This is a genomic window from Streptomyces hawaiiensis (genome assembly GCF_004803895.1).
Taxonomy (GTDB): Bacteria; Actinomycetota; Actinomycetes; order Streptomycetales; family Streptomycetaceae; genus Streptomyces; species Streptomyces hawaiiensis.
This window is the reverse complement of sequence record NZ_CP021978.1, coordinates 8048202-8073769: the sequence shown is the minus strand read 5'-3', so window position 1 is coordinate 8073769 and position 25568 is coordinate 8048202. Positions and strand designations below refer to the sequence as shown.

The following is a 25568-nucleotide window of genomic DNA, read 5'->3' as shown; positions in this document are numbered from 1 at the left end:
GCGCGCTACAGAGGGTCCCGGCCGGCGATCTCACCGGCCCGGTCGGCGAGCAGAGCGATCCGGGCGGTGATGCGCTTGCCGACCGGTTCCTGCTCGATGAACAGGGTGCGGATCGCCGGCGCCCAAAGGTCCGTCCTGCGGGTTCTGGAGCTGGTCGGCATCGACGCCCTCATCACCTGTCACCCCAGTATCGAGCAGGCTCTGAGCGCCTGACCGCCCCTGTCGGGGCCCGTCCGAGGCGTTTCCTTGGCGACGCTGCAGGGCTGCGTCCAGCTCCTGCTCCACCGGCCCGGGAAGCGGCTGCCCCAGCGCCCAGCCGATCACCACTTCAGCGACCGCGTGCAGTTTGAGGTTGGTGTGTTGGGAGACCTCGCGCAGCACCTCGAACCCGGCCGCCGATGCTATCTGGTGGGTCGCGATGAGGATGCCGATGGCCTGGTCGACCGTCGCGTGGGAGTCGACCGCGTGCCGCAGCTGGGCGTTCTCCTGCTCCAGGCGGGACAGCATGGCATCACGACTGTCCTCGGGTCGGGGCCGTTGCGTACGGGAGGTCGTCATCACCAGTCTCCATCGGGGGCAACATCCCCAGTGCGCCTGCCCCGGACGGGAGCTGCAAGACACCCTCGGCACAGCGCGAAGGGTCACAATGGTGTGTGAAGGACTCTTCGCCGTCCGTGGACGGCGAAGAGTCCCAGAGGCTGTATCCCCTCTCCTGCCGAGTCGCCTTCCCGTCCCGGCTCACACCCGCCTTGCGGGCCGAAGCCCGGGGCCCGTGATGTGTCCGGGCCGGAGTCAGATCTCTCCGGCCGCCGTCCGCGAGATTGAGAGTGAGCAGCTCAATCGGGCGCTGGAGAGCCGACCGGTCACGGCTCATTGCCGCCCACGGTATCCGGGTCGGGAGACGCTTCCGTTCCCTCACGAGCTGGCTGGGCAGGCGTCCCCACAGCCCAAGGGCCACGCCGACCACGCCGGCCGCGAAGCCGAAGCCACCTTCGACAGCTCCACCGGGCGTGGTAGTGCACCGCATAATCGACGGTGACACCCTCGAGGTGCGCGGCGACGGCCGGGTCCTGCCGAAGGACACCGTGGCCCGGGTGCGGCTTCTGGAGATCGACACCCCGGAGGGCGGTGCCTGTTTCGCTGACGACGCCACCGCCCGCACCGCCACGCTCCTGCCGCCGGGCAGCCACATCCGCGCCGAACGGGACGTCGAACTCACCGACCGCTATGACCGGTACCTGTTGTACGTGTGGAACGAGCAGGGCACCTTCGTCAACGAGGCCCTCGTTCGCAGCGGTCACGCCGAGGCGGTCCTCTATCCGTCCAACGACAAGTACTGGACAAGGATCTCTGACGCCGAGGACGCCGCCCAGCAGGCCGGAGCCGGCCTGTGGACCGCCTGCCCAGAGCAGCCGGAGACCTCCCTCGCTCCCCCGGACTCGCCTGCCCCGGCACGCCCAGATCTCCCGGGCGGGCCTCCCGCCGGTGTCCCCGATGTGGACTGCTCGGACCTGTCAGGCCCCGTCTGGGTCGGCCCCGACGACCCGCACCGCCTGGACCGGGACGGTGACGGCATCGGCTGCGAGGCCAACTGATCCGCTGACCGACCACGGTGCGAATAGCGCACGCTGCGAATACTGCCTCTTCACCAGTAGGTCCGCGAGACGAGCGGGGCGGGCGGCCACCCGGGCAGGTGGCCGCCCGCGCGTTGTCACAGGCTGAGGTAGAAGCGCACGGTGGTGCCGTCGTCGCTGGTGTGCACGCGCACCAGGTCGGCCACGTAGTGGACCAGCATCAGGCCCCGGCCGCCCAACTGGTCGCGCTCCGGCGGGCGGCGGCCGGCCAGCGGATCGGCCAGTCGGCCCGCATCGCGGACCTCACACACCAGCTGCCGATGCTCGGCCCAGACCGCGAGTGTCCCGCGGCCTCCGCCGTGGACCACGCTGTTGGTCGTCAGCTCCGCGACCGCCAGCTCCACATCCATCAGCCGCTCCCCGGCCATGCCCACCCGCATCGCCTGAGCGAGAGCGAACTGGCGGACCGCCGGAAGGTCCTCACCACCGTAGGAGAAGGCCGCGGCGTCCGGTGCAGGCGCAAGCGCCTGGTTGTACCGATCGACGACCGCCTGCCAGTCGTAGACGTCGCTGACCGACTCACGGCCCTCCCCACTGATGAGGGTCGGGTGGGTAACCCGCGCATCGGCGATCACAAGCGGATCCAGCCGCACCTCGTCGTAGGGGCACAGGATCGTCACCGCCCGGCCCTCGAACGCGGCGTTGATCAGCGCCTCGTGCTGCGCGCACGCCGGGTACTCCACCGCGCTGCGCCCAGCCCAGATCGGCTCGCCGATGATCCGCACACGCCCCTTCGGGTGGGCGTCGGCGAATCCGCGCAGCACCTTGGGGATGATCCGCCCCGGGTTGCGGCCGGCCTCGGTCATGTCCAGGAACAGGATGCCCTCGGCGTCTCCGCCCAGACCTGCCTTGATCAGCTCCAGGTTGGGGCCGGGCACCGCCACAGCCATCGGCTCGCCGTTGGTCAGACCCTCGCGCAGGAAGGCCACCGTCTGCTGCGTGTACTCCTGCTCGGTGCGGTAGAAAAGGGCCGGGTGCACGAACGCCTCATGGGTGGTCACCGTGCTCATCACAGAGCCACCTCGATCCGGTCCAGGCCCGGCCAGAACATCTCCAGAACCCGCGGCAGCTGCGGCGGGGGATTCTCGACCACAACCCTCCCGTCGGGCAGGTTCATGGCGGTGACCGCCAGCGCGGTTACCCCGGCCACGTCGACGAACGCCACATCCGACAGCTCCACGTACGACACGCCCGCGTGCCGCCCAGCAAGCTCGGACAGGGCCTCCTCCCAAGACGGGCGAGTGAGGGCGCTGATCTCACCGCGGGCACGTATCCCGGAACGACCGGGCAACAGGCTCACCTCCAACGCGGCCCTCCCGGGCTCAGCCGGGGCGGGCCCGCCCACCGCATGTGGGGCATCCACGCTCGGACTCCTTCACATCAGCCGCCTGCCAACCGTCCCGGCACGCGCAGAGGAAAAGCTCCCCCGACAGGGCAGTGTATCCAGGCGGCAGACACGCCTGGTTCTGTAAGTGGGAGCGAGTAACGCTCATCGAGGTTTCGGACAGTGCTCGGGGATCGCGCCGCCCGTGCGGCCCGGTCCACTGCGTAGCGCAGCGCCTCGTCGCCAGTGAGCACCACGGCGTCTGCCTCGTGCAGCAGTTGTAGCCGTCGGCGAGAGCCCGTTCGGTGAGCGGGGCGAGTTTGGCGCTGAGCGGGCCGAGTTCGGCGGTGTGCAGAGCGATGGGCCCGCCCGCGTCGAGGACAGCGGTGGCGGTTCCGTGTTCGGCGGACGTGAGTCCCGCGCCCGCGAGGCTGTCCGTCAGCTTGTTGGTGGCCATGCCGAGGGCGACGGCGCCGACGAGAGCCGGGCCGAGGGTCTGGCCGAGGTCGCGGACGAGGCTGGTGGTGGCGCTGGCCATGCCGGTCAGACTCGGCGGTACGACGTTGACGGCGGCGGTGATGGCGGCGACGACGAGGCCGAAGCCGACGCCGTTGAGGATCAGCGGGCCGAGGAGGGGAACCAGGCCGGTCTCGTGGATCGGCACCTCTCGCAGCCAGAGCTGGGCGGCGGCGAGCGCCGTGAAGCCGGCGACGAGCATCAGTCCGGGACCGACCCGGTGCAGCAGCCGGACCAGTAGCGGCCAGATGAACGGAGTGATGCCCTGGATCACCAGGAAGGGCACCGCGGTCTCCAGCGGGCTCTTGTGCTGGATCACGCCGAGCCGAATGCTCAGGTCGTAGGCCCCGCCCAGGAAGCCGAACATGCCGATGATTGCCATCGCGGCCGAGGCGGCGAAGGCCGGGATGCGAAACAGCTCCAGGCGCAGCATCGGCGAGCCGCTGCGGTTCTCCGCCCAGATGAAGGCTCCGAGCAGGGCTGCCGCGGTGACGAAGGACAGGACAACGGGCGCCGAGCTCCAGCTGTCCGAGGGGCCCTGGATGATGCCGTACAGCAGGGCCAACAGCGACAGCGCGACGGTGATCTGCCCCAGCCAGTCCAGCGAGCGGCCCTCGGGGGCGCTGGACTCGCCGGTCAGGAGCCACGCCGCTGCCGCCGCCACGAGCGCGAGCAGTCCGGTGGCGGCGAACGCCCAGCGAAAGGAGGTGTGTTCGACGATCGTGCCGGAGAGCAGCGGGGCGATCAACGCTCCGAGGGACAGGGCGGTGGTCCACGAGGCGAGCGCGCGGGCCCGGGCGGCGGCGTCGGAGTACTCGCGGTGATCACGGCCAGCGAGGCGGGGAAGAGGGCGGCGGCGCCGATGCCGGAGAGCGCCTGACCGGTGATCAGCTGCGCCGCGGAGTGGGAGGTCGCGGAGACCGCGTACCCGATGGCGGCCAGCAGCGCGCCGCCCACCAGCAGCTTCTTGCGTCCGTACAGGTCACCGAGGACGCCGAAGGTCAGCGCGAGCACGGCGGCCGGGACGAGGAACGCGTCGCTGATCCAGGTCAGTTCGGCGCCGGAGGTCTGGAGGGAGTGCTGGATTACGCCGTTGATCGCGGCGGGCAGCACCAGGCCGATCTGAGCCAGGCACACGGCCAGACAGCCGGCGACGATCGTCGCGGTGTGCCGGGGCGTCGGAGCGGCCGACGGGTCGGCGGGTGGGTCGTAGGCAGGGCTGGAGACCATGTCTCCTCCTTGGGATGGTCACAGGGCGGACGGTCCGGGGAATGACCGGCGGCTCAGAAAGCGGTGCGGGCGCAGGCGAGTTCGGCCATGCGGCCGAACAGGCCGGGGCCGTCGAGGAGAGGCAGGGAGGGGTCGAGGTCCCGGTAGACGGTGTGCACGTTGACGGCGAGCTCACCCCGTGGCCGACGGGGGCCCGCTGCTGTCCCGTACGACGAGCTCGGTGGCGACCTCGGCCCTGATTGTCTCCGGCTGCTGTCCGGACAGTAGCCGGAGCACCATGCGGGCGGCGAGGACCGTCATGTCGGCGAGCGGGGTACGCACGGTCATCAGACGCGGGGTCACCCAGTCCGCGAAGGGTAGATCGTCGAAGCCGACCACACTGACGTCGTCCGGAACGCACAGCCCGAGCGACGCAGCGGCGCAGCTCCAGAGCGTGCTGATGCGCGAGGCCGTGGGTGAAGTCGCCGTAGCGCACCAGGCCAGGATCGAAGGGGGGCGTGGTGACGCCACGGATCTTCAGGTCCGGATGCGCCTTCTTGTACTGCTGGGCCGCGGGTGTGCGGGCGTTGTCCATCCAGACCAGCAACTCCCCTTCGCCGCCGCCCGACATGCCGCTGCCGCCGCCGGTGCCTCCACAGCCGGAGAGCAGGAGGAGAGCGGGGTGGGGAAGACGATGTCTGGCCAGCCGCTCTTGGTGCGGTTGGCGAGTGACACCTTCATGGGGACGTAGCCCGCGTCGCCCGCCGAGGCCTCGACACTCGCCTCCGAGGAGTTCGACTACGCGGCCCCGCTCGGCGACCTCGTACCGAAGTCCACCCGTAGCGGCTTCGCTCCCGGGGCCCTGGACACCGGCACCTTCGGCGGCCGGACGTACTGCCTGCGCAACGACATCGCGCCGACCGTCCTGTGGTACGACGCGAAGCATGGGCAAGCAGAGGCGGAGCTCAGGGCATGAACGCTCAGGGAAGCCGATCGTTTGGGCCGCGTCAGGGCCGCGCGAGTGCCTCGGCGGTCCATACCGTCAGGGTGTTCGTACGTACTGCTGGATGAGATCGCGGAGTTGGCGGCGGCCGTCGAGACCAAGCTTGGCGTAGACGTTGCCAAGGTGGTACTCGACGGTCTTGCTGCTGATGAAGAGCCGTCCGGCGATCTCCTTGTTCGTCAGGCCCTTGCCGACGAGGTGGGCGATCTCCCGTTCCCGGACGTTGAGGCTGTCCGGCACGGCGACGCCGCCGGGCGGGGTCACGGTGGTCCCGAGGTCGGCGAGATCGGCGTCGCAGCGCCCGAAGTAGGCGGTCGCGTTCATCTCTCCGTATCGCCGCCGTGCGCGCTCGAGCCAGGTCCGCGCCCGCTGGGCATGCCCGGTGGCGGTCAGGTGACGACCGTAGGCGTGCTCGAGGAAGGCTCGGTGGAGGGAGTTGTCGTTCTCACCGGCGCTCGCGGCAAGGCCGGTCTCGTAGGAAGCACGGGCAGCGTCGATGGCCCCCCGGGCTTCGGCGAGCTGTCCGGACAACCATGCGGCTGCCACGGAGAGGGCGGGGTGGGCGGCGGTCATGGCCCGTAGTCCGTCGACCTCGGCCGCGGCTTCGACCAGGCGCCCCGTACGGATGAGCGCCTCGGCGTGCAGTGGCTTCCAGAGCACTCGGTGTTCGGCGTTGTGGATCAGTGGGTCACGCGGCGACCTGTTCACCGCTTCGAGCATCGCGGGCCAGTCGGCTCGTGCCTGCGCCTCCAGCGCCCGTCCCACGTGGAGTAGGCCAGCCTGGTACGGCAGGATGTGCTGCTCGGCCGCGTCCAGGAAGTACCGCGCGCGATCGGCGTCCCCCCGGCCGGCCGGAACCCAGGCGGAGACCGCGTAGATCCCGCCGTACGCGTACAGGCGGTGTTCGGTCGTGGCGGTGGTCAGGGCGGCTGCGGCGTGGATGGCCGCGTCGTCCCACGCACCTGTCCAGTGGCAGGCGATCGCGAGGTAGAGGAGGGCGGTCTCCTCCAGCCCTTGACCTGCTCCGGTCTCACTTACTTCCAGTGACCGCACAAGGTCCTCACGCCCCCGGGCCGGCAGGCCGCACAGGACGTGGGTGCAACCCCGCAGGATCAGCGTCCACGCATGGTCCGGGGTGACGTCGCGCGCCGATGGGAGCGGGGAGACGGCCTGGAGTTCCCTCAGTCCCGCCTGTGGCCCGTCCGCGCTCATGCGCCCGAGGACAAGAGTGCACTTCGCCCACATCGTGAGGGAGGCGTCGAGGTCGTCCAGGGAGAGCACCTGCCGGGAGACCCGTACGGTGTCCTCCCCGGGTGCACCGCTGAAATAGTGCGTGTAGCCCAGCCCTCCCCCGGCTACGCCGGCGATCCAGTGCAAGGACGGATCGGCCCGGGCCCCGTCGAAGGCTTCGGCGAGATCCGGTCCGGCCGCGTCCAGCCTCCCGGTCGACATCGCGTACAGGCCGGTCACCAGAGCGCGCAGAGGGTTGCGGGCACAGGGCCGGACGGCGTCGATCAGCGGCGCCACACGACCGACTCGGGTGGCGATCGCGAGATGCGCGGCGGCGGTGAGCAGCAGACGTTCCCGCTCCCCGCGGGTGGGGACGAGGTCGGCGGACCAGAGCAGGAGGGTGGCGGCACGGTCGACGTCGCCCGAGGTCAGGCACATGCGGGCGGCGCGTTCCAGGTCCTGGGCGAGAGCGGGGTCCGGGCCGTCGGCGGCGGCGACCTTGTGACGCCATGACGCGCCGCTGGCGACCAGACCGGCCGCCCGGGTGTGCAGGGCGCGTCTGCGGAGGGGGTCCATCGCTTCGAGGACGGCGTCCTGCTGGAGGGCATGAGTGACCTCGACCGGGCAGAAGGGTTCCGCGGGCCACCACCGAAGCAGATCGGCCCGGAGCGCCGGTGCCAGGGCGGCGGACGGCTCGGAGACCTCGGCCAGTTGCCCCACCGTGCGCAGGGGCCGGCGGCCACCGAGTACGGCGGCCGCTTCCACCACGGCGCGCGCGTCGGGCGTCAGCCCGGCCAGCTGCATTCGAATGGCCGAAGCCAGACTGGTGGGCACGGGCAGGGACCGGTCGGGATCGCTGTGCAGCCGGTCGGCCGGCACCTCCGACAGAATGGTGCGCAGATAGAGCGGGCTGCCGCCGGTGTGCCTCCAAAGCCGTCGTACGACCGCCGGATCGAGTTCCCGGCCAGTGGCGGTCCGGGCGAGGTCGGCCACCGCGTCCTCCTCCAGCCCGGCGAGCGCCAGCACACCGTCCCGCTCGATCGCCGGCCTGCGCAGCTCATCGGGAGCGGAGGGACGGGCGGTGAGCACCGTGAGGATGCGATCGGCCTCCAAGCGCCGCAGCACGAATCCGATGGCCTGCAGCGACCTCTCATCGGCCCAGTGCACGTCCTCCACCACCACCAGGACCGGCGACTGTCCTTGCAGGTCGTCGAGCAGCCCGAGCATCTGGCCACCGACCTGCACCACGGACGCCCGGACCGACGGAGCGCCCCTCAGGAGCGTGTACCGGTCGAGCAACGCGGGCGGCGCCTTCCTCGCCAGCTGCTCCACCACGCCGTACGACACATCCGACTCGGCGAGGTCGCAGGCCGCCCGGAGAACGAAGAAGCCGGAGGAGCTGGCGCCCGTCAGCCACCGCCGCAGCAAGGCGGTCTTCCCGACGCCCGCTTTGCCCTCCACCAGGACCACGCCCATGCGGCCGGCCCTGGCGGCTTGCGCCGCCCGGTCGAGGACGGCCAGCTCGGCGCCGCGCCCCACGAACAGCGGCTCGGCGGCTGCAAGGTCCATGCGCACCACACCTCGGAGAGCCGTTAGTGCTTCGACTCCCAAGGTAGATCAGGGGACGCGACGCCGTGCTGTCGAGCGACGGACTCATGGCGGGCGGGGACGTCGGTGCGGTCGAACCAGCGGGGCGCAGGTTTTCCAGTCCAGGCCGGGGTCCCGTACGTCCCGCTCGGCCGCGCGGTGCTCTTCGCTCAGCGGACGCGCGTGGTCCGGGGCCGGACGGCATCGTCGACCGGCCCCGGACCACGGGGGAAGGAGGGATCACACCGTGAGGCGCTGGAACTGCTGGTTGGTGGCGCTGCCGCAGGTGTACTGGATGAGCCGGGCGCCGTTGGCGACGGAGGCGCTCGCCACATCGAGGCACTTGCCACTGTGCCGGGCCACGAGGCGGTAGTGGCCGTTCCCCTGGTCCTGGAACTGCCACTGCTGGTGGGTGGCGCCGTTGCACGGGTACTGCTTCACCGCTGCGCCGTCCGTGGTGACGGCACCTCCCACCTCGAGGCACTTGCCACTGTGCTGGGCGATCAGACTCACGTAACCGTTGCCCGCGTCCTTCGTCCTCCACTGCTGGTTGAGTCCGCCGGTGCAGGTGTACTGCAGGGCAATCACGCTGCTGTTGGAGGAGGCCTCGCTGATGTCCACGCACTTGCCGCTGTGGCGGGCGACGAGGCGGTGGTACGGCCCTCCCCCGACGCCCTTGATCGTGCCGGCCGCGGTGTCGATGGACACCTGCGGATACCAGGGCAGGACCATCGTCGTGGGGCTGGGGAAGAGGAGGGGCAGCCAGATGTACTGGGAGTCGTTGACCGTGCCGTTGATGAGGCTGGAAGCGCCGTGGCGGTCTCCCATGTAGAGGTACGACGTGCCCGCCGTGCCCTGGACCGGCAGCACGAACGTGGTCTGGGAGCCGTACCCCGTGGGGTCGCCGACGGAGGCCATGGTGGTCCAAGGGCCGCGAATGTCCGTGGCGGTGGCGTACTGCTGCTGGTTCGGTTCCCAGCCGCTGTTGCCCGACGTGAGCATGAAGTACACGCCGTTGCGCTTGAACAGGGCGGGTGCCTCGCGGTACTTGCCGTCCCATGGGTTGACGACCGAAGTGCCGGTGTCATACCCGGTGTAGTCGGCGTTCAGCTTGTAGATGTGCAGGTCGGCGTTGCCGTCGGCGGACGTGACCTGGTAGGCGGTGCCGTCGTCGTCCTTGAACAGCGTCTGGTCGCGGGAGGTGGTGCCGCTCGGCGGGCGGAAGCTGCCTTTCCAGGTGTAGGCCCCGTCGACGGTGTCGGACACGGCGACCGCGGCCCGGCCCTCCGTGTAGTTGACGCCGTTCTCCTTGTGCATCCACATGACGAACGTGCCGGTGCTGCTGTTGTAAATGACCTTCGGTCGTTCGATGTTGGCCACGGCCAGCTCGGGGTCGCTGGCCTGGGTCAGTACGTCCCGCCGGAACTCCCAGGTCTTCAGGTCGGTCGACCGGTATACGGAGACGGCCTTGAAGGTCCAGTCGGGGTTGCGGTTCTCGCCGAACCAGTAGTAGTAGGAGCCGACTTTGATCATTCCGCCCGCATGGGCGTGGATCACGGTGCCGTCGGTGGTCGTGAACTGGGTCGCGTTGGTGACGGTGACCGGGGCGGCCTGCGCCGGCGCGCCCGTGGCGAGCAGGGTGAGCACGCCGAAGCAGGCGACCAGGAGCCGCAGAAGGGTGCGTACGAACGTCGAGCGCTCTTCGCCCCAGAGCCGAAATCGCATGGTGTCTCTCCTCAGAGCGTGATGAATGCGGAGGCCCACGAGGTGTGGTCGTAGGAGCCGAGGTCGTTGGCGTCCTGCACGATCAGCCTCAGAACCTGTACACCCGTCACGTCCACGTCGACCTTCTTGCCTCCGGACGCGGCCGTGATCTTCAGGCTGTCGAAGATCTGCGCACCGTCAGCGACCACGGTGGCCCGGACGCAGCCGGCAGTGGACTGGTTGGCGGAGAAGTCGTCGATGCCTACGGTGGCGGTGAACCGCTTCGCCTTGCCGCCCAGGTTGTAGAGGATCTCGGAGGGCGCGTGGACGCCCAGCCCCTTGGTGTAGGTCGTCCCGGCGATGCTGATCGCCGGACCGTCGCCCGCCCCCTGTTTGCCGTTGCTCATGTCCCGCTCGACCGGCCCCCATCCGTTCTTCGCCCAGACCCACGGCAGGTCGCTCAGATACGCGCTGGCCGTGGGCGGCGCGGGGATGGTGGAGACCACCTCGGTCAGTTCCTCGTCGGTGAACTTCACGGGGTTCCCGTTGTAGGTCGCGGTGGCCTCGGCGCGCAGGGTGACCGGCGCCGGCGCCGCGGCCGAGGGCGGCGTCACCTCCCAGGTCACGACGGAGGAGCCGCCGGCGGCTATCTGGGGCTGCGTCGTCGGGGTGGTGGCACGGACCTGCCAGCCGGTCGGCGCGGTGAGCGTCACCAACGGGTTGGTCCAGGTGGACGTGGAGGCGTTGCCGACGGTGGCGCTCACGGTGAAGGTCTTGCCGGGAATCGCGAGGCCGGGACCCTTCAGGTTCAGTCCGAAAGCCTTGCGGATGTACTTGTCCACCCACGAGGACCGCATCAGCGCGGTCATCGCCGCGACGTCCGTGGGGCGGGAGGCCGCGATGTTCGTCGCCTCCCCCGGGTCCGTCGCCAGGTCGTAGAGCTCGAAGTGCCACTGGGAGTCCGGCGCCGTCCTGTCGCGCGCCGGGGCGAAGCGGACCGCCTTCAGGGGGCCCTTGCGGACGGCCTCCGCGACGCGGTTCCACCGCCCGCTGTCCGCCTGACCGGAGAGCGTGCTGCTGTACGGATCGTTGCGCATCCAATACAGGTGGTTGTGCCACTGCGACGAGGTGCTGCTCAGCAGGGAGACCACTGAGATGCCGTCGATGTCGCTGGGTGCCGGCGCGCCGGCCAGCTGGGCGAACGTGGGCAGCAGGTCGGTCAGCGGAGTGGGACGGTCCGTGCTGCCCACCCGCACCTTCCCTGGCTGCCAGGCGATGAGCGGGACGCGCACGCCGCCTTCGTACAGGTTGCGCTTGATGCCGCGCAGCGGACCGTTCGCGTCGAACGTGTTCGGGTTGACGCCGCCTTCCTCGTGCGGGCCGTTGTCGCTGGCGATGAGGACCAGCGTGTCCTGGGCGATACCGAGGGCCTTGAGGCGGTCCACGACCCTGCCGACCATGGTGTCGAGCCGCGTGACCTGGGCCGCGTGCTTCTTGTCCGCGGAGGACCAGGACTCGCCGGCGTACTGGTCGGCGTGGGGGATGTCCGAGGGGGCGTGCGGAAGAGTGGGGGTGAGGAACAGCAGGAAGGGCTCGGTCGAGTGAACGTCGATGAAGTCCAGCGCTCGCTGCTCCATCAGATCGGGCGCGTACGTGCCCATGGCACCGTTCGCGTTCTCCGGGATGTCGACCTTCTGGCCGTTGTGCCACAGGTACGTCGGGTAGTACTCGTGAGCATGGCCGTGGTTGATGTAGCCGTAGAACTCCTCGAAGCCTCGTGCGTTGGGGTGGCTCGGCTGGTCCGCCAGGTCCGGCCCGAAGCCCCACTTGCCGATGCAGGCCGTGTGGTAGCCGCGGGACCGCAGCACCTCCGCGAACGTGGTGTCGCCCTCCACGAGTGAACCCTGCGGACCGCTGAACGGGTTCTGGCGTACGGTGGCGTGCCCGGTGTGCAGACCGGTCAGGAGTGAGCAGCGGGAGGGTGCGCAGACCGCCGCCGGCGCGTACGCCCGTGTGAAGCGGAGGCCCTGCGCGGCCAGCTCGTCGAGCCTGGGGGTGTCGATGAGCTTCTGGCCGTAGGACCCCAGCTCGCCCCAGCCGAGGTCGTCGGCGAGGACCAGCACGATGTTGGGCGCCCGGCCGGCGGTGGTCGTCGCCGCCGCCGCGGTCGGAGCCCCGGGCAGGGTGGCGAGGGCCAGCGCGGCGGCGGACCCGGAGAGGAACTGGCGGCGACTGGGCAAGGCGACTCCCTGGGATGTAACTGACGGGCGGATCCAGCGTTGGATCACGGCGGTTTTTGTTGAGGCCGAATGATGGTGGCTGATAATCCATGTCCGACTCGGAGGTGTCCATTGACCGCTCATGACAGTGATGCGACTGCCGGCAAGGGGCTTGACTCCTGCTGCGCGCCGGCCGGAACGGAGCGAGCCCGTCCGGCGCCCCTCATGCCGCGAGCGCGGCGGGCTTCCGGCGCGGGGATGGTGACGCTGCCCGGCGGCATGTTCCGCATGGGGAACGAGGACGCGTACGCCAACCCCGGCGATGGAGAAGGGCCGGTGCGCGAGGTCACCGTCCCGGCTTTCCGCGTGGACGAGAAGGCCGTCACGAATGCCCGGTTCGCCGCGTTCGTCAAGGACACCGAATACGTCACCGCGGCTGAGCGTTTCGGCTGGTCCTACGTCTTCGCCGGGTTCCTCGCCCCCGAGCAGGTGCGCGCCACCCGGGGCGCGGCGAGCACGCCATGGTGGCGGGGGGTGGAAGGTGCCTGCTGGCGGACTCCCGAGGGCCCGGGCTCCGGCGTCGACGACCGGGCCCACCATCCTGTCGTCCACGTGACCTGGGACGATGCCTGGGCGTATGCGGCGTGGGCGGGCAAGCGGCTACCGACCGAGGCCGAGTGGGAGTACGCGGCGCGCGGCGGCCTGGATCAGGCGCGGTACCCGTGGGGCGACGAACTGACCCCTCGTGGCCAATGGCGCTGCAACATCTGGCAGGGCGATTTCCCGGTCGTCAACACGGCCGACGACGGACACCTGGGTACAGCTCCCGTCGATGCGTACCGTCCCAACGCGTACGGCCTGTTCAACATGGTGGGCAACGTATGGGAGTGGGTCGCCGACCGGTTCACCGCTGCCCACTCGGCGGCCCCTTCCACCGACCCGCGCGGCCCGGCGGAGGGCGACCGACGCGTCATGCGCGGCGGCTCCTACCTGTGCCACGACTCCTACTGCAACCGCTACCGGGTGGCCGCCCGCACGGCCAACACGCCGGACTCCAGCAGCGGCAACTGCGGTTTCCGCTGTGCGGCGGACGTCTGAGGCACGGAGCGCACACCGCTCAGGCGATCTGAGCGATCCGCTGCGGCCGGGCGAGCCGTGACAGCGCGACGGGGGCCGTCACTGGATCGCATCCTCGCAGGTCATACGGTGGTACGCGGTCGATGCCCGGGACCCACCGGGTGCGTGGCGGCGATTGCCGTAGGGAGTCCGCTGGGCGGCGGGCGCTTCGGCACGAGGATCGCGATGGAATGCTGGGACACGACCTGCCCCGCCCGAAGCTGGCACGCCCTCTACCGAAGGCGGTCACAGGCCCGGCCCGCCGGATCACGCCGTCCGCTCCCCCGAGGCCGGCACCGATCCGGCGGTCCGGAACCCCGGGGCGCGCCTCTCGGCATCTGGGGCAGGCACGGCACGTCGGGTCTCTCCCCGGAGGGCCCGACGTGCCTTTCTGCTTTCGGCTCGACCCCGCGACCAGAGCCGCGGCGACGTGACCCTCGGCGGTCCGGTGTTGTCGTACGGGCCGTGTCACCGCTCATCGGTCGTGAGCACTTCGCTGATGAAAGCGCACAGGACTGGACGAGCTCGCACATCGACGCTGATGCTCCTCGCCAACCAGGTCTGCCGGATAACCAGTCCGACCACCGGTGACCGATCGAACGGAGACACCCTGATGACGCGAAGAAGAACACTCTTGGCCGCAGCGGGCGCCGGTGTCCTCGGCAGCATGCTGGGCATGGGCACGGCGCGCGCGGACGCGACGATCGCCGTCGACCCCTCGAAGGACTACGGCACTTGGGAGGGCTGGGGCACGTCCCTTGCCTGGTGGGCGAAGGTCTTCGGGAACAGTGCCGAGTACGCCGACGTCTTCGCCGACCTCTTCTTCACCGACAAATGGGTGAACGTCAACGGCACGTCGCTTCCCGGCCTGAATCTGAACATCGCCCGCTACAACCTCGGCGCGTGCAGTTGGAACGACGTGAACGGGGCCCGGATGGTCGCCTCCCCCAACATCCTCCCCCACCGGCAGATCGAGGGCTTCTGGCAGGACTGGCGGAACGAGGACCCGACGTCCTCGGCCTGGAAGTGGGGCGCCGACGCCGCGCAGCGGGCCATGCTGGTCAAGGCGACGCAACGGGGAGCGATCAGCGAGCTGTTCGCGAACTCCCCGATGTGGTGGATGTGTGTCAACCACAACCCGTCAGGGGCGCCCAACCCGTACCAGAACAACCTGCAGTCCTGGAACTACCGACAGCACGCCTCCCACCTTGCCGCAGTGGCGCTGTACGCCAGGCAGAACTGGGGCGTCGACTTCGTGTCAGTGGAGCCCTTCAACGAGCCCAGTGCCTCCTACTGGTACGCGACGTGCAAGCAGGAGGGCTGCTACATGAGCCGGGACGTGCAGGCCGCCGTCCTCTCGCACCTCCGCCGCGAACTCGACAGGCGCGACTTGACGTCGATGCGCATCGCGGCGTCGGACGAGACCAGCATCGACCACGCGCGCGCGACCTGGAGCGCCTTCAGCTCCTCGACCAAGGCCCTCGTGGACCGGGTGAACGTTCATGGCTACCAGGAGGGCGGAGGGCCCCGCGGCTTGCTCTACGACGAGGTTGTCAACGCCTCGGGCAAGAGCCTGTGGAGCTCCGAGAACGGCAACGCGGACCCCGGAGGATTCTCCATGGCGGCGGGCCTGCTGAGCGACCTGTACGCGCTGCATCCGACGGCCTGGGCGTATTGGCAGCCGCTGGACACCAACGAGAACTGGGCCATGATCCAGTACACGCCGCCGAACGCCACGAACCCGGTGCCGACGGTGGGTGCGGTGAAGAGCAAGTACCACCTCATGGCCCAGTTCAGCCGGCACATCCGCCCCGGGATGAAGATGCTGGACACCGGTGTCAGCTCCGCGGCCGCGGCTCTCGACGAGAAGGCGAACAAGCTTGTCATCGTCGCCGCCAACAACTCGACCACCACGCTCACCAACCTGACCTTCGACCTCTCGCGCTTCACCACGGTCACGGGCAGGAACGGTGTGGTGAACCGTTGGAACACGGGCGCCGGCGATGCCTACGCCGCCCGTTCGGCGACACTGAACGGCAAGTCGCTGACCGTCCCGATCAATGCTCGGTGTGTCCAGACTGTGGAGGTGGAGGGCGTCTTCAGGTAGGGCGAGGGCAGCGCCGTGCCCGGGGCACGAGTGGCAGGGGGCAACGGCCGGTACTTGACTGTTCGAGTGCCCGTATGCGGCCTCGGGAGGATGCCATGGCCGCGCGCACCGCCTTCGACCCCACGCGTACAGCACACCTGAACGGACGCTTCGCCCCTGTCACCGAGGAAGTCGACGCGGTGGATCTTGAGATCACGGGAGAGCTGCCTGCCGAGCTGGACGGCGTCTACCTGCGCAACGGTCCCAACCCCCGTTTCACGCCGGTCGGCAGCTACCTGTATCCGCTCGACGGTGACGGCATGATCCACGGCGTGTGGCTGTCGCAGGGCCGCGCCCGCTACCGCAACCGCTTCGTGCGCACTCCCGCCATGATCGCCGAGGAGAAGGCCGGACGGGCCCTGTGGGGCGGTCTCGAATCCATGCTGCTCCCCGGGCCCGACGCCGACGACCCCGCCCATGGACCGGTCGCCCGAGTCCGCATCCCCGTCCGTGTCCCCCTGGGGCTGCACGGCACGTGGCTGCCCACCGAAGAGTGAGCCAGAGGGACGGCGACCGGCCCCCGCGCCGCGCGACTGCTCACCACGCCCGAGCAATCGGCGCGGAGTGAGGCTTCAGCAGGGCTCCGTCGTGGACGCAGGCTTTGCGGGGGAACAAATCTCTTTCAGTAGCGGCTCAATATCGCTGTCATCGTGATAATTTCTTGCAACTTTGAGCCGCTGTTCACTGGAGAACCCATGAACGTTCGAACACGCGCCCCTTACCTCACGACTCTGACCGCCGCGCTGGCCCTTGCGCTGACCGGCAGCCTCAGCGCACCCGCGCATGCGACGGTCCCCGACTCGGTCATAGCCAACGACACCGTCTGGAAGGACACCGACGGCAACCCGATCCTCGCGCAGGGCGGCAACGTCCTGAAGGTGGGCTCGACCTACTACTGGGTGGGCCAGAGGCTGGTGAAGGGGCAGCCCAAGGCGGTCAACCTGTACAGCTCGACCGACCTGGAGAACTGGAAGTTCGAGGGCCCCATCCTGAGCCAGTCCGGCACGACGGGCCCCCTGGCGACCGGTCGGTGGCTCGGACGCCCCCAGCTCATGCGCAACCCGAACGGGACGTTCGTCCTGGTGGTCGAAGTCAACGACGGTCCGGGCGGACGCAACCAGATGCTCTTCGCAACAAGCCCGACGGTCGACGGAACCTACACGCCGACGACCCAGAACTCGGTCAAGGTCAACGGCAACACCACCGGCGACCACTCGGTCTTCGTGGACGGACCGAACGCGTACCTGGTCTACATCGGTGACACCAGCACCGGCATCAACCAGACGGTCAATATCGCGCGGCTGAACGCCGACTGGACCGCGGTGGCCGATGAGCCGCCCATCTGGTCCGCGAGCAACTCGGCCCACACCGAGGCGCCCGCGATCGTCAAGGTCGGTGCGACCTACTACCTGTTCGCCTCGGGCATGGACTGGTGGGACGCCACGCCCACGTCGTACCGCACCAGCACGGCCATGACCTCGGCCGGGTGGAGCCAGGGCTCCTGGCAGCGCGTGGTGACACGGCCCGGGTCGGCCAACTCTTTCGGCACGCAGTTCGAACAGATCATTCCCGTCGTCGGCTCGCAGGGGACGTCGTACCTCTACAACGGCGACCGGTACTCGCAGTTCTACTGCGACGACACCACGAAGGCGCCCGGAGGCGTCGGCCTGAACGCCTGGTACCCGCTGACGTTCGAGGCGGGCGCGCCGGTGCTGCACGGCAACACCGACGTCGATGTCGACGTGGTGAGGGGGAAGATCACCGGCAACCGGGTCGCCAACGGCCGTTTCGACCAGGCCGCCGCCGGCCCCGTGACCAACTGGGTGGTCAAGGCCGGTTCCTCGGCCGAGACCCAGGAGTCCAGCGCGGTCCCCTGCACGGATCGCAAGAACCGGCAGCTCAGCGTGTACTCCGGGTACGTCAGCCAGCACCTGTCCCTGCCGAACGGCACCTACGAACTGTCCTTCGACTACCGGTCCAGCGGGGGGCAGAAGAACGCCTACGTCGAGGTGAAGAACCACGGTTCGACCACGCCCGTCCGAGTCCACGTGAACACGAGCCAGTACGAGTGGGCGACGAAGAAGATCACCTTCACCGTGACCTCGGGCAAGGCGGACCTCGGGGTCTGGGCGGACGCCGGAGGGTGGCTCAACATCGACAACGTCTCGGTGTGGCCCACGACCTGAGCGACCTCGAACAGATCGCCGCGGCGTCCCTCGAGGGACGCCGCGGCGACGGGCTGAGCGCTCCGGCCGGGGTCAGGCCGAGCGCATACGTGAGCTCGCGACGCCGGCCGGAATCATCACGAGCGTCGTGTGGACGCCGATCCGGCGGAGCGCGGCCACCATCTCCGCGTTCGCCTGCGAGTCGGTGACGACGGTGTCGATGGATCTCATGTCGGCGGTCTTCGCCTGCTGCACCCGGCCCAGTTTCGAACTGTCGACGACCACGATGCCGTGCTCCGCCTGTTCCAGCATGACGCGGTCGATCTCGGCACCGCGCGAGCTGTACCTGGTGGGCCCGAACTCCGGGCCGAGCCCGTCCGCACCGACCACCGCGAAATCGAACCGGTAGGAGCGCAGAGTCTTCTCGGCGGCTTTTCCGACAAGGTCGTTGGACAGCGGTCGCGCGGTACCACCGGTGACCACGACATCGACCACCTGCCGCGCCATGAGCGACGACGCCGTGTCGAGGCTGTTCGTGACGACCGTCAGACCCGACCGGCCGGCCAGACTCCTGGCGACGAAGCCCACGGTACTGCCGCCGCCGAGCGCCACGGTGAGAGGGCGGGACGGAATGAGCGAGGAGGCCAGGGCCCCGATGCGGCGCTTCGCCTCGACGTTCCGCGAGCGGCGCAGGCTCACGGGCAGTTCCCCGTCGCGGCGCGCCGCGGCAATCTTGCCGTACGACCGCCGAATGAGCCCCGTCTCCTCCATCACTGCCAAGTCCCTGCGGACGGTGGCCCCGGAGACGCGGAGCATCGCGGGCAGCAGACGAACCTGTAGCTCTCCCCGTCGCGCGAGAAGGGTCAGGACCATGGAGATGCGCGCATCCTGTGTTCGGCCACTCATCGGTTACTCCACACGCCGTATAGAACCCGGCGTTCGCGGACCGGGGTCCGCGAACGCCGTGACATCAGTGCTCCGTGGCGAAGACGCGCAGAGCGACGACCGTTGCCCACTCCGATCCGTTGGTGGCCAGGACCGTCAGCCGCAGGGCCGTGGCCCGGAGCCTTTCCCCGAGCACGTGCGACCGCCGCCGCTCGCGGTTGTCCTCGACGGTGACGACCGTCTGCCAGGCCCCGTCGACCAACGCCTCCACCCGGTAGTCCCTGACCAGTTCGGGCATGACGGGAAAGGGGGTGCGATGGTGGTGGAGGTTGATCAGGTCGATGTCGACGTCGTCGTTGAAGATGATGTCGAAGGAGCCGATCTCCTGCACCTCGTCCCAGTCGAGCCTGACCCACGGCCGGGGATCGATGGCGAGCGCTTGGGACGACCACATGCGCGGTCCGTGGTACGGACGTTGCAGCGGGCCGGTAACCTGCACCGCGGCGAGCGCGCTGCTGTCGCCGTGCACCACCACCGCCGGGCAGCGCCGCCGCAGTTCCTCCGCGGACCACGCGTTGGACTGCGGCCGCCCGGTGACCGTCCGGGGGGTACGGCTCACCAGTGCCAGGACGCCGTAGGGCCCCGGCCGGTCGACGACGAGGAGGGCCGCTGCGGGGTTGCGCCGGAGCAGGAGGACCACGTTCTCGCCGTCGGGGGCCTTGTGACCGAACGGCGCGCGCACCCAGTGGGTGCCGGCCTCGGCACGGGCCACCGCCTCGTCCAGTTTCTCGACCGGTATGTGGTTCTCGCCACCGCCCGTGGACCACAGTTCGAGCCGCACGCCGGTCGCCTCGGACGCCTCCAGGAGCACCTCTACGGACTCGATGGCCGGCTGGACCGGGAGGACCAGTCCCACGTCCTGCCCGTCCAGCGAGTGGCGGCTCGGCTCCTCGCCCGGGCGTGGCCGTACGGACAGCGTGCGCAGTTCGCTCGACGCGGTGACATGCGCGGACGCGGCCAGATCGGCCGGATCGTGCCATTCGACACCGAGCAGCGAGGCGTCGTTGCGCAGGAGCGTCCGCTGGAGGAGATCGATGTGGTCCGTGGCCAACTGGCGGGGACTCAGGCCGTCCCGTACGCAGAGGCCCGCCGCGGCCCCCGCGGCCTCGCCCGTCACGGCGCAGGTGGCCATCACCCGTGTGGTGCCGAACGCCACGTGGGTCGCCGAGATGTCCCGGCCGGCGAAGAGGAGGTTGCCGGTGTTGCGGGAGTACAGGCTGCGGAAGGGGATGTGGTAGAGGCCGGCCGGGTAGAGGTGCTTGGAACCGTCCTCCTCGGCGTACATGCCACCTGCCGGATGTAGGTCGATGGACCAGCCGCCGAAGCCGATGGTGTCGGGGAACCGGCGCTGCTCGATGACGTCCTGCTGCGTGAGCACGTGGTCGCCCACGAATCGTCGGTACTCCCTTTTCCCCGGCACCGAGCCGACCCACTCCAGGGTCAGGGTGTCCGCGTCGAACTCCCCTGAGTTCTTGATGTGGTCCCAGATGCCGTAGATCACGGCCCACAGTTCGTCGCGGATCTCCTCGTGGTCGGCGACGACGTCGCGGTCTCCGCCGTACTCGATCCACCAGTAGTCGCATCCGTTGGCATTCGCCCTGATGGGGCGCCTGCGCACGATCGAGGTGGCGGCGACGTCCTTGGCGATGGAGGGCGGGACGAAGCGCACCGGCTCCCCGGTGTCCTTCGTGTAGAAGAACATCGTGCTGCCGAGCATCTCGGAGTCGGGCTGGTCGGGTGCCCACTCCTCGCCGTACTCGTGCGCCGCCTCCCGACCCGTGCGGTGCCACGCTCCGGCAAGAGCGCCGACCAGGCCGTCTCCGGTGGCGTCGACGAACATGCGCGCGGAGAAGCGGATGATCCGCTCCGAGCCCATCTGCCAGCCGGTGACGGCGCGAACGGTCCGTCGGTCGTCGCTGCCGTCGGCCTCCACCTCGCGCACGTCGGTGTTGAGGTAGAGCCGGATGTTCGGCTCGGCGCGGACGGCGTCGAGCACGACCTGGTCCCAGAGGAAGGGGTTGCCCTCCGGGTTCCGGTACTGGTTCTCACGGAACAGTTCACCCATGACGCCGGTCTCGCGCGCGTACTTCTGAGCGCCGTGCGCGGTGGCCCCGCACACCCAGACCCGTACCTCGCTGCTGGCGTTGCCGCCGAGTACGGGACGGTTGTTGATCAGGGCCACTCTGGCACCGGTCCGGGCCGCGCCGATGGCGGCCGCGACACCGGCGAGGCCTCCCCCTACGACGGTGACGTCGGTGTCGACCGAGAGCCGTTGCATGGCAGCTCGCCTTCTTGCGCGGATGCGCTCTTGGTTCGGAGTAAAGTGAAATGGATTATCTGTCTGCGTATAACTGTGCATGATCTCAGCAAAAAATTTGCGCGAAACCCGTGCGTACTCACTCGGGAAAACCGAGGTCCGCCGTCTGGCGCAGATGGGCCACCGGGTCGCCGACGCCGTGCAGTTCGAGCAGAACGATCTCGTTGGCTCCCTCGCGCAGCACCGGCCCGGGCATGTACAGAGAACGCTGCGGACCCCGTGACCAGTAGCGGCCGAGCGCGAACCCGTTGATCCAGGCGTTGCCCTTGCTCCAGCCCGGAAGGTGGAGGAACGAGTCAGCGACCTGGGGCACGTCGAAGGTACCCCGGTGGAAGGCCGGGCCGGGCTCGATGTCCTGACCCTCGTACGACAGGCCGTCGAGGGCCGTCAGGGGCAGCGGCGTGACGGTCCAGCCGGTCAGGGTGTCCCCCTTGAAGGTGACCGGTCCCGCGATTCCCTTCCAGTCCCGAAGACGGGGACCGTAGTTCACCCGCCCCTGGTTCTCGACGAGGATCGAGAGCCTGGCGTTCGGGGCCGGCGACCTCAGACTGAGGGCGGTCTCCTCGCTCTCCCGCTCCAGGGTGCCGATCGGCTGCCCGTCCACGAAGACCTGGGCACGGTCGTGTACCCCTGCCGTACGGAGCATGCCCGCACCTGCGCTCGGCAGCACCGTCTCGTACAGGACGAACCCGAAGTTCTGGCCCAGCTCTTCCATCGTCGGGGGCGTCGTCGCTCGCCGCGGGGCGCCGAGCCGGCTCGCCTGCGCCAGCAGCGAGGCGTGTTCGGTGAGCCGGATGCCTTCGAGGGCGAGCTTGGGTCCTGCCGCGGGCACCGGTTCCGCGGCCAGGGGCGCGTACTTGGCGATCGTGTCGCGGAAGAGCCAGTACTTCTCGGTGGGGTCTCCGGCCTCGTCGAGCGGGGAATCGTAGTCGTACGACGTGACGGTGGGCCGATAACGTCCCTTGTCGTTGGCGCCGTTGGTGAAGCCGAAGTTGGTGCCGCCGTGCACCATGTAGATGTTCACGGAGGCCCCGGACGACAGCATCTCGTCCAGGGACTCGGCCTTCGCCGCGGCCGACCGGGTCTCGTGCCCGCCGCCCCACCTGTCGAACCAGCCCGACCAGAACTCCGCGCACATGAGCGGGCCCGCGGGCTGGTGCTCGCGCAGGGTCGCGAGGTTCTTCATGGCGTTGCCACTGAAGTTCACGGTCCGCAGGATGTCCGGCAGACCACCGTCGGCGAGGTCGCCCGCCTGGTCCGATGTGAACAGCGGGACGTCGACGCCGCCCGCGCGGAGCGCGGCGACCAGACACTCCAGGTAGGCGGTGTCCCGCAGTCCCGAGGCCCCGTACTCGTTCTCGACCTGGACGGCGATCACCGGGCCGCCCTGGGTCGCGAGGTGGGGGCGCATCAGCGGCAGCAGCTGCTCGAAGTACCGCTCCACCGGCTCCAGGTAGCGAGGGTCGGAGGTGCGCAGTCGTATGTCGGGTTCTGTCAGCAGCCAGGCCGGCAGGCCGCCGGCCTCCCACTCGGCACAGATGAACGGGCCGGGCCTGAGCAGTACGTACAGGCCCTCCGCGGCGGCCAGGTCCAGGAACCGGGGCAGGTCCAGTCCCTCCTCCATGGTGAGGGGGCTGCCCCGGTGCGGCTGGTGGAGGTTCCACGGCACGTAGACGTCGACCGTGTTCAGGCCCATCAGGCGTGCCTTGCGCAGCCGGTCGGCCCATTGTCCGGGGTGGATCCTGAAGTAGTGCAGGCTGCCGGAGATGATCTGCAGTGGTTCGTCGCCGATGCGGAAATCCGTGTCGGTGATGGTCAGTTCGGGCATGGGTGTGGTGTCCATCCGGTCAAGGTGGCTCATGTGGGTGTGGCGTGAGGTGAAGGGCAGGGGTGGAGTGCATCAGGTCAGTGCATCGTGTCCTTGAAGAAGTCCTGACCGCGGGCACCAGGCCCGGAATCGTCACCCCGGTTCATCCGGTCGTAGATCCGGTCGGGGACCCGCTGGGCTACCAGCGCCCACAGAAGGGCGCCGACCAGGGAGTCGCTCGACCTTCCCGCGAAGTAGTCCGTCCAGGAGTTCCCCGTTCCGGTGCCGGTGTGCAGGGGCACATCGACCGCCGCGGCGAGCGGGGACTGCGGATCGCCCGTGATCAGCACGGTCAGTGCGCCGTGGTCGCGGGCCACCTCGACGAACTTCATGGCGATGGGGCTCTCGCCCGACCGGGAGACGACCAGGGCCACATCTCCTTCGCCGAGCAGGCTCGCGCCGACCTGGGCGAAGTAGGCGCCGTCGTCGAACCAGACCGGGATGCCGATCCGGAACAGCCGCAGGTACAGCTCCTGGGCCGGCGGGGCGTCCCCCCACTCGCCGAAGAGCTGCACGCGGCCGGCCGACACGATGCGGTCCGCCACCTGTGCCATGGCCTCCAGGTCCACCGACGCCGTCGCGTTGCGGGCCGCGCTGAACTGGTTCGCGGCCAGCGTGCTGAGCACCTTCGCGGGAGTATCCTCCGGGGTGATGGCGGAGCCGATGTCCTTCTCCCAGCCCGCCTGCATGTCCCGTCCGTGCTCCCGGGCGAGGGCGGCCCGCAGTTCCGGGAATCCGTCGAAGCCGAGCGCGGTCGACAGGCGGGTGATGGTCGCCGCGGAGGTCTGGGCCTCCTGCGCGAGCCACGTGATGGAGCTCCGGCCCGCGACGGTGGGATTGCGCAGAATCACCTCGGCGACGCGCAGCTTGGCTCCGGTGAGGTCCGGCAGTTCGGTTCTCAGCAATTCGAGCGGGCTGACCTCGCCCACTCCTTCGGCGCGCCTTCTCCCCGCGGGAGCCGAGTCGTCCCGGCCCCGGTTCGGTGTGCGGCTCACAGACTGCTCCCCCATGACGACTCGAACAACTTTTCACTCCTCCAGGACGTCCCGATCGGAGTGCCAGGTTATGCCTGCTCGGACGACCGGTCACCGGACCGGGCCCGGCCTCCGCCGACGGCGGTGACGGGGCCGCCCCTCCGGACGGCCCGCCCTGTTCCGCCTTCGTCAGTTCATGGCGAATCCCTGGTCGGTGCCGTACGCGACCAGCGCCTTCTGCCAGGCGTTCAGGCCCTCCTGCAGCGTGAGCGATCCGGTGAACGCCTTGCCCACCTTGTCGTTGAAGATGCTGATGGCGTAGACGTCGTAGGGAAGGTACTGCCAGCCCTCGTGCACGGCGCCGAGCGAGGAGGTGAAGATGCGGTTCACTTCCTGGCCGCCGAAGTACGGGTCCTTCTCAGCGAGGAACTTCTCGGACTCGAGCACCTTCGTGCGGGCCGGGAAGGAACCCGTCGCCTGGGTGATGTCCGCGCCCTTGCCGGCGCTCACGTACCGCAGGAAGGCCGCGGCGGCGAGCTGCTTCTCGCTCTGCTTCAGCATCGCCAGGCTGCCGCCGCCGTTCACGGAACTCGCCGGCTTCCCGTCGTACGTGGGCAGAGGGGCCACCCGCCAGTCACCGGCCCCGTCGGGCACGCCGGACTTCAGCGTGCCCCCCATCCAAGCTCCGGACAGCAGCGTGGCGATGTTGCCCTTGGCCAGGCCCGCGTACCACTCGTTGCTCCAGCCGGCGACGGGTGACAGCAGCTTCTCGTCGATGAGCTTCTGATAGGTCGTGGCGAACTTCTTGGTGCCGGCGTCCTGGAGGTTGATGCTCACCTTGTCGCCGTTGGCGCTGAAGGGCTTTCCGCCGGCCGCCCAGATGAGGCTTTCGGTGAGGCCGGCGTTGCCGTTGTCCGCAGCGATGTAGCTGTTCGGATCGGCGGCGTGCAGCTTGCGGCCCGCGTCAATGTACTCGTCCCAGGTCTTCGGCACAGCGATGTCGTGCTTGTCGAAGGTCTTCTTGTTGTAGAAGAGCGCCATCGGGCCGGCGTTGAGAGGAAGCTCGTAGAGGCCGTCGTTGACGTTTACGGCGTCCCAGGTGGCCTTGGTGAATTCCTTCTCCAGGCTGCCGAACTCGAACCTGTGCAGGTCGACCAGCGAGCCGGACAGGGCGAACTGCGGTATCGCGCTGTACTCGACGGTGGCTAGGTCGGGCCCACCGGAGCCCGCCTTGATCGCGTTCTGGAGCTTCGTGTACTGCTCCGCGCCGGTGCCGACGTTCTGCACCTTGATCTTGATCTTCGGGTGCTCCTTCTCGAAGGCCTTGGCGACGTCGGGGAGGCTTGCGGACCAGCTCCAGACGGTGAGCTCCGTGGGCTTGTCGAGGGCCTTCTGGATCTCCTCCTCGCTGACGATATCCGGCTTGGAGGCGTCGTTGGTGCCGCCGCCGCATGCGGCCAGACTCACCGCGGTGAGTGCCGTGCCGAGGAGCACGGATGTCGTTCTGAGCAGGCGAAGTCTGTTGTTCACGGGGATGTCCCTTTCCATGGAGCTGGAGCGCCCGGACGAAGCTCTTTCCGGGGTGTAGGTGTCACAAGGCACTGCGAGGGGT

At 69.3% G+C, this 25568-nt stretch carries 17 protein-coding genes and 3 pseudogenes; 6 read left to right on the top strand and 14 right to left on the bottom strand.

From position 1 onward, the window contains the following. Window positions 1-105: 105 nt before the first annotated feature. Window positions 106-213, top strand: a pseudogene (locus CEB94_RS41350) (anti-sigma factor antagonist); the annotation flags it as partial. 117 nt (window positions 214-330) lie between these two features. On the opposite strand, the pseudogene CEB94_RS41345 reads toward CEB94_RS41350, so the two are convergent. Beyond that, window positions 331-507: pseudogene (locus tag CEB94_RS41345) on the bottom strand (ANTAR domain-containing protein); the annotation flags it as partial. A 509-nt stretch (window positions 508-1016) separates the two neighbouring features. Between CEB94_RS41345 and CEB94_RS36680 the strand changes: the two are divergent. Beyond that, a complete protein-coding gene (locus CEB94_RS36680; protein ID WP_246112028.1) occupies window positions 1017-1595 on the top strand; it encodes a thermonuclease family protein in 579 nt (192 codons plus the stop codon). Between the two features lie 116 nt (window positions 1596-1711). Here the strand turns inward: CEB94_RS36680 and CEB94_RS36675 are convergent, their stop codons facing one another. The 8 genes from CEB94_RS36675 to CEB94_RS36645 all read right to left on the bottom strand — a co-directional run bounded on the left by CEB94_RS36675 (window position 1712) and on the right by CEB94_RS36645 (window position 12447). Next, the gene (locus CEB94_RS36675; RefSeq protein WP_175436251.1) at window positions 1712-2644 is read right to left on the bottom strand and encodes an anti-sigma factor RsbA family regulatory protein; all 933 of its coding nucleotides are present in this window, start codon (window positions 2642-2644) and stop codon (window positions 1712-1714) included. After that, window positions 2644-2979 carry an STAS domain-containing protein gene (locus tag CEB94_RS36670; protein ID WP_175437318.1) on the bottom strand — a complete coding sequence of 112 codons (336 nt, stop codon included), beginning with the start codon at window positions 2977-2979 and terminating at the stop codon, window positions 2644-2646. The genes CEB94_RS36675 and CEB94_RS36670 overlap by 1 nt, the downstream gene beginning before the upstream one ends. Next, window positions 2957-4237 (bottom strand): MFS transporter, encoded by a 1281-nt coding sequence (locus CEB94_RS36665; protein ID WP_281292591.1) that lies wholly within the window; start codon window positions 4235-4237, stop codon window positions 2957-2959. Before CEB94_RS36665 ends, CEB94_RS36670 begins: the two co-directional genes overlap by 23 nt. Then, on the bottom strand, window positions 4219-4704 hold the full coding sequence (locus tag CEB94_RS41795; protein ID WP_281292549.1) for an MFS transporter: 486 nt from the start codon (window positions 4702-4704) through the stop codon (window positions 4219-4221). The genes CEB94_RS36665 and CEB94_RS41795 overlap by 19 nt, the downstream gene beginning before the upstream one ends. Before the next feature lie 171 nt (window positions 4705-4875). Then, on the bottom strand, window positions 4876-5082 hold the full coding sequence (locus CEB94_RS41340) for a substrate-binding domain-containing protein (protein WP_246112027.1): 207 nt from the start codon (window positions 5080-5082) through the stop codon (window positions 4876-4878). 643 nt (window positions 5083-5725) lie between these two features. Further along, window positions 5726-8485, bottom strand: a complete 2760-nt coding sequence (locus CEB94_RS36655; protein ID WP_175436250.1) for a helix-turn-helix transcriptional regulator — start codon at window positions 8483-8485, stop codon at window positions 5726-5728. Between the two features lie 258 nt (window positions 8486-8743). Then, window positions 8744-10228 (bottom strand): RICIN domain-containing protein, encoded by a 1485-nt coding sequence (locus tag CEB94_RS36650; RefSeq protein ID WP_175436249.1) that lies wholly within the window; start codon window positions 10226-10228, stop codon window positions 8744-8746. An 11-nt stretch (window positions 10229-10239) separates the two neighbouring features. Next, a complete protein-coding gene (locus CEB94_RS36645) occupies window positions 10240-12447 on the bottom strand; it encodes a sulfatase family protein (protein WP_175436248.1) in 2208 nt (735 codons plus the stop codon). A 204-nt stretch (window positions 12448-12651) separates the two neighbouring features. On the opposite strand from CEB94_RS36645, the gene CEB94_RS36640 reads away from it, so the two are divergent. From CEB94_RS36640 to CEB94_RS36625, 4 genes and pseudogenes are all read left to right on the top strand, one after another. After that, window positions 12652-13524, top strand: coding sequence for a formylglycine-generating enzyme family protein (locus CEB94_RS36640; RefSeq protein ID WP_175436247.1), 873 nt, complete (start codon window positions 12652-12654; stop codon window positions 13522-13524). A 631-nt stretch (window positions 13525-14155) separates the two neighbouring features. Further along, window positions 14156-15649 (top strand): glycoside hydrolase, encoded by a 1494-nt coding sequence (locus CEB94_RS36635; RefSeq protein WP_175436246.1) that lies wholly within the window; start codon window positions 14156-14158, stop codon window positions 15647-15649. A gap of 95 nt (window positions 15650-15744) precedes the next feature. Further along, a pseudogene (locus CEB94_RS36630) lies at window positions 15745-16089 on the top strand (carotenoid oxygenase family protein); the annotation flags it as partial. Between the two features lie 294 nt (window positions 16090-16383). After that, window positions 16384-17874 (top strand): family 43 glycosylhydrolase, encoded by a 1491-nt coding sequence (locus tag CEB94_RS36625; protein ID WP_175436245.1) that lies wholly within the window; start codon window positions 16384-16386, stop codon window positions 17872-17874. Between the two features lie 72 nt (window positions 17875-17946). Here CEB94_RS36625 and CEB94_RS36620 read toward each other — a convergent pair whose 3' ends face one another. The 5 genes from CEB94_RS36620 to CEB94_RS36600 form a co-directional block, all read right to left on the bottom strand. Continuing rightward, window positions 17947-18759 carry a DeoR/GlpR family DNA-binding transcription regulator gene (locus CEB94_RS36620; protein WP_175436244.1) on the bottom strand — a complete coding sequence of 271 codons (813 nt, stop codon included), beginning with the start codon at window positions 18757-18759 and terminating at the stop codon, window positions 17947-17949. A gap of 64 nt (window positions 18760-18823) precedes the next feature. After that, window positions 18824-21076 carry an FAD-dependent oxidoreductase gene (locus tag CEB94_RS36615; RefSeq protein WP_175436243.1) on the bottom strand — a complete coding sequence of 751 codons (2253 nt, stop codon included), beginning with the start codon at window positions 21074-21076 and terminating at the stop codon, window positions 18824-18826. A gap of 118 nt (window positions 21077-21194) precedes the next feature. After that, the gene (locus CEB94_RS36610; protein WP_218945954.1) at window positions 21195-22958 is read right to left on the bottom strand and encodes a glycoside hydrolase family 35 protein; all 1764 of its coding nucleotides are present in this window, start codon (window positions 22956-22958) and stop codon (window positions 21195-21197) included. Between the two features lie 62 nt (window positions 22959-23020). Next, complete coding sequence (locus tag CEB94_RS36605; RefSeq protein ID WP_175436242.1) at window positions 23021-23977, bottom strand: MurR/RpiR family transcriptional regulator; 957 nt, start codon at window positions 23975-23977, stop codon at window positions 23021-23023. A 168-nt stretch (window positions 23978-24145) separates the two neighbouring features. Beyond that, window positions 24146-25486, bottom strand: a complete 1341-nt coding sequence (locus CEB94_RS36600) for an ABC transporter substrate-binding protein (protein WP_218945953.1) — start codon at window positions 25484-25486, stop codon at window positions 24146-24148. Window positions 25487-25568 lie beyond the last annotated feature (82 nt).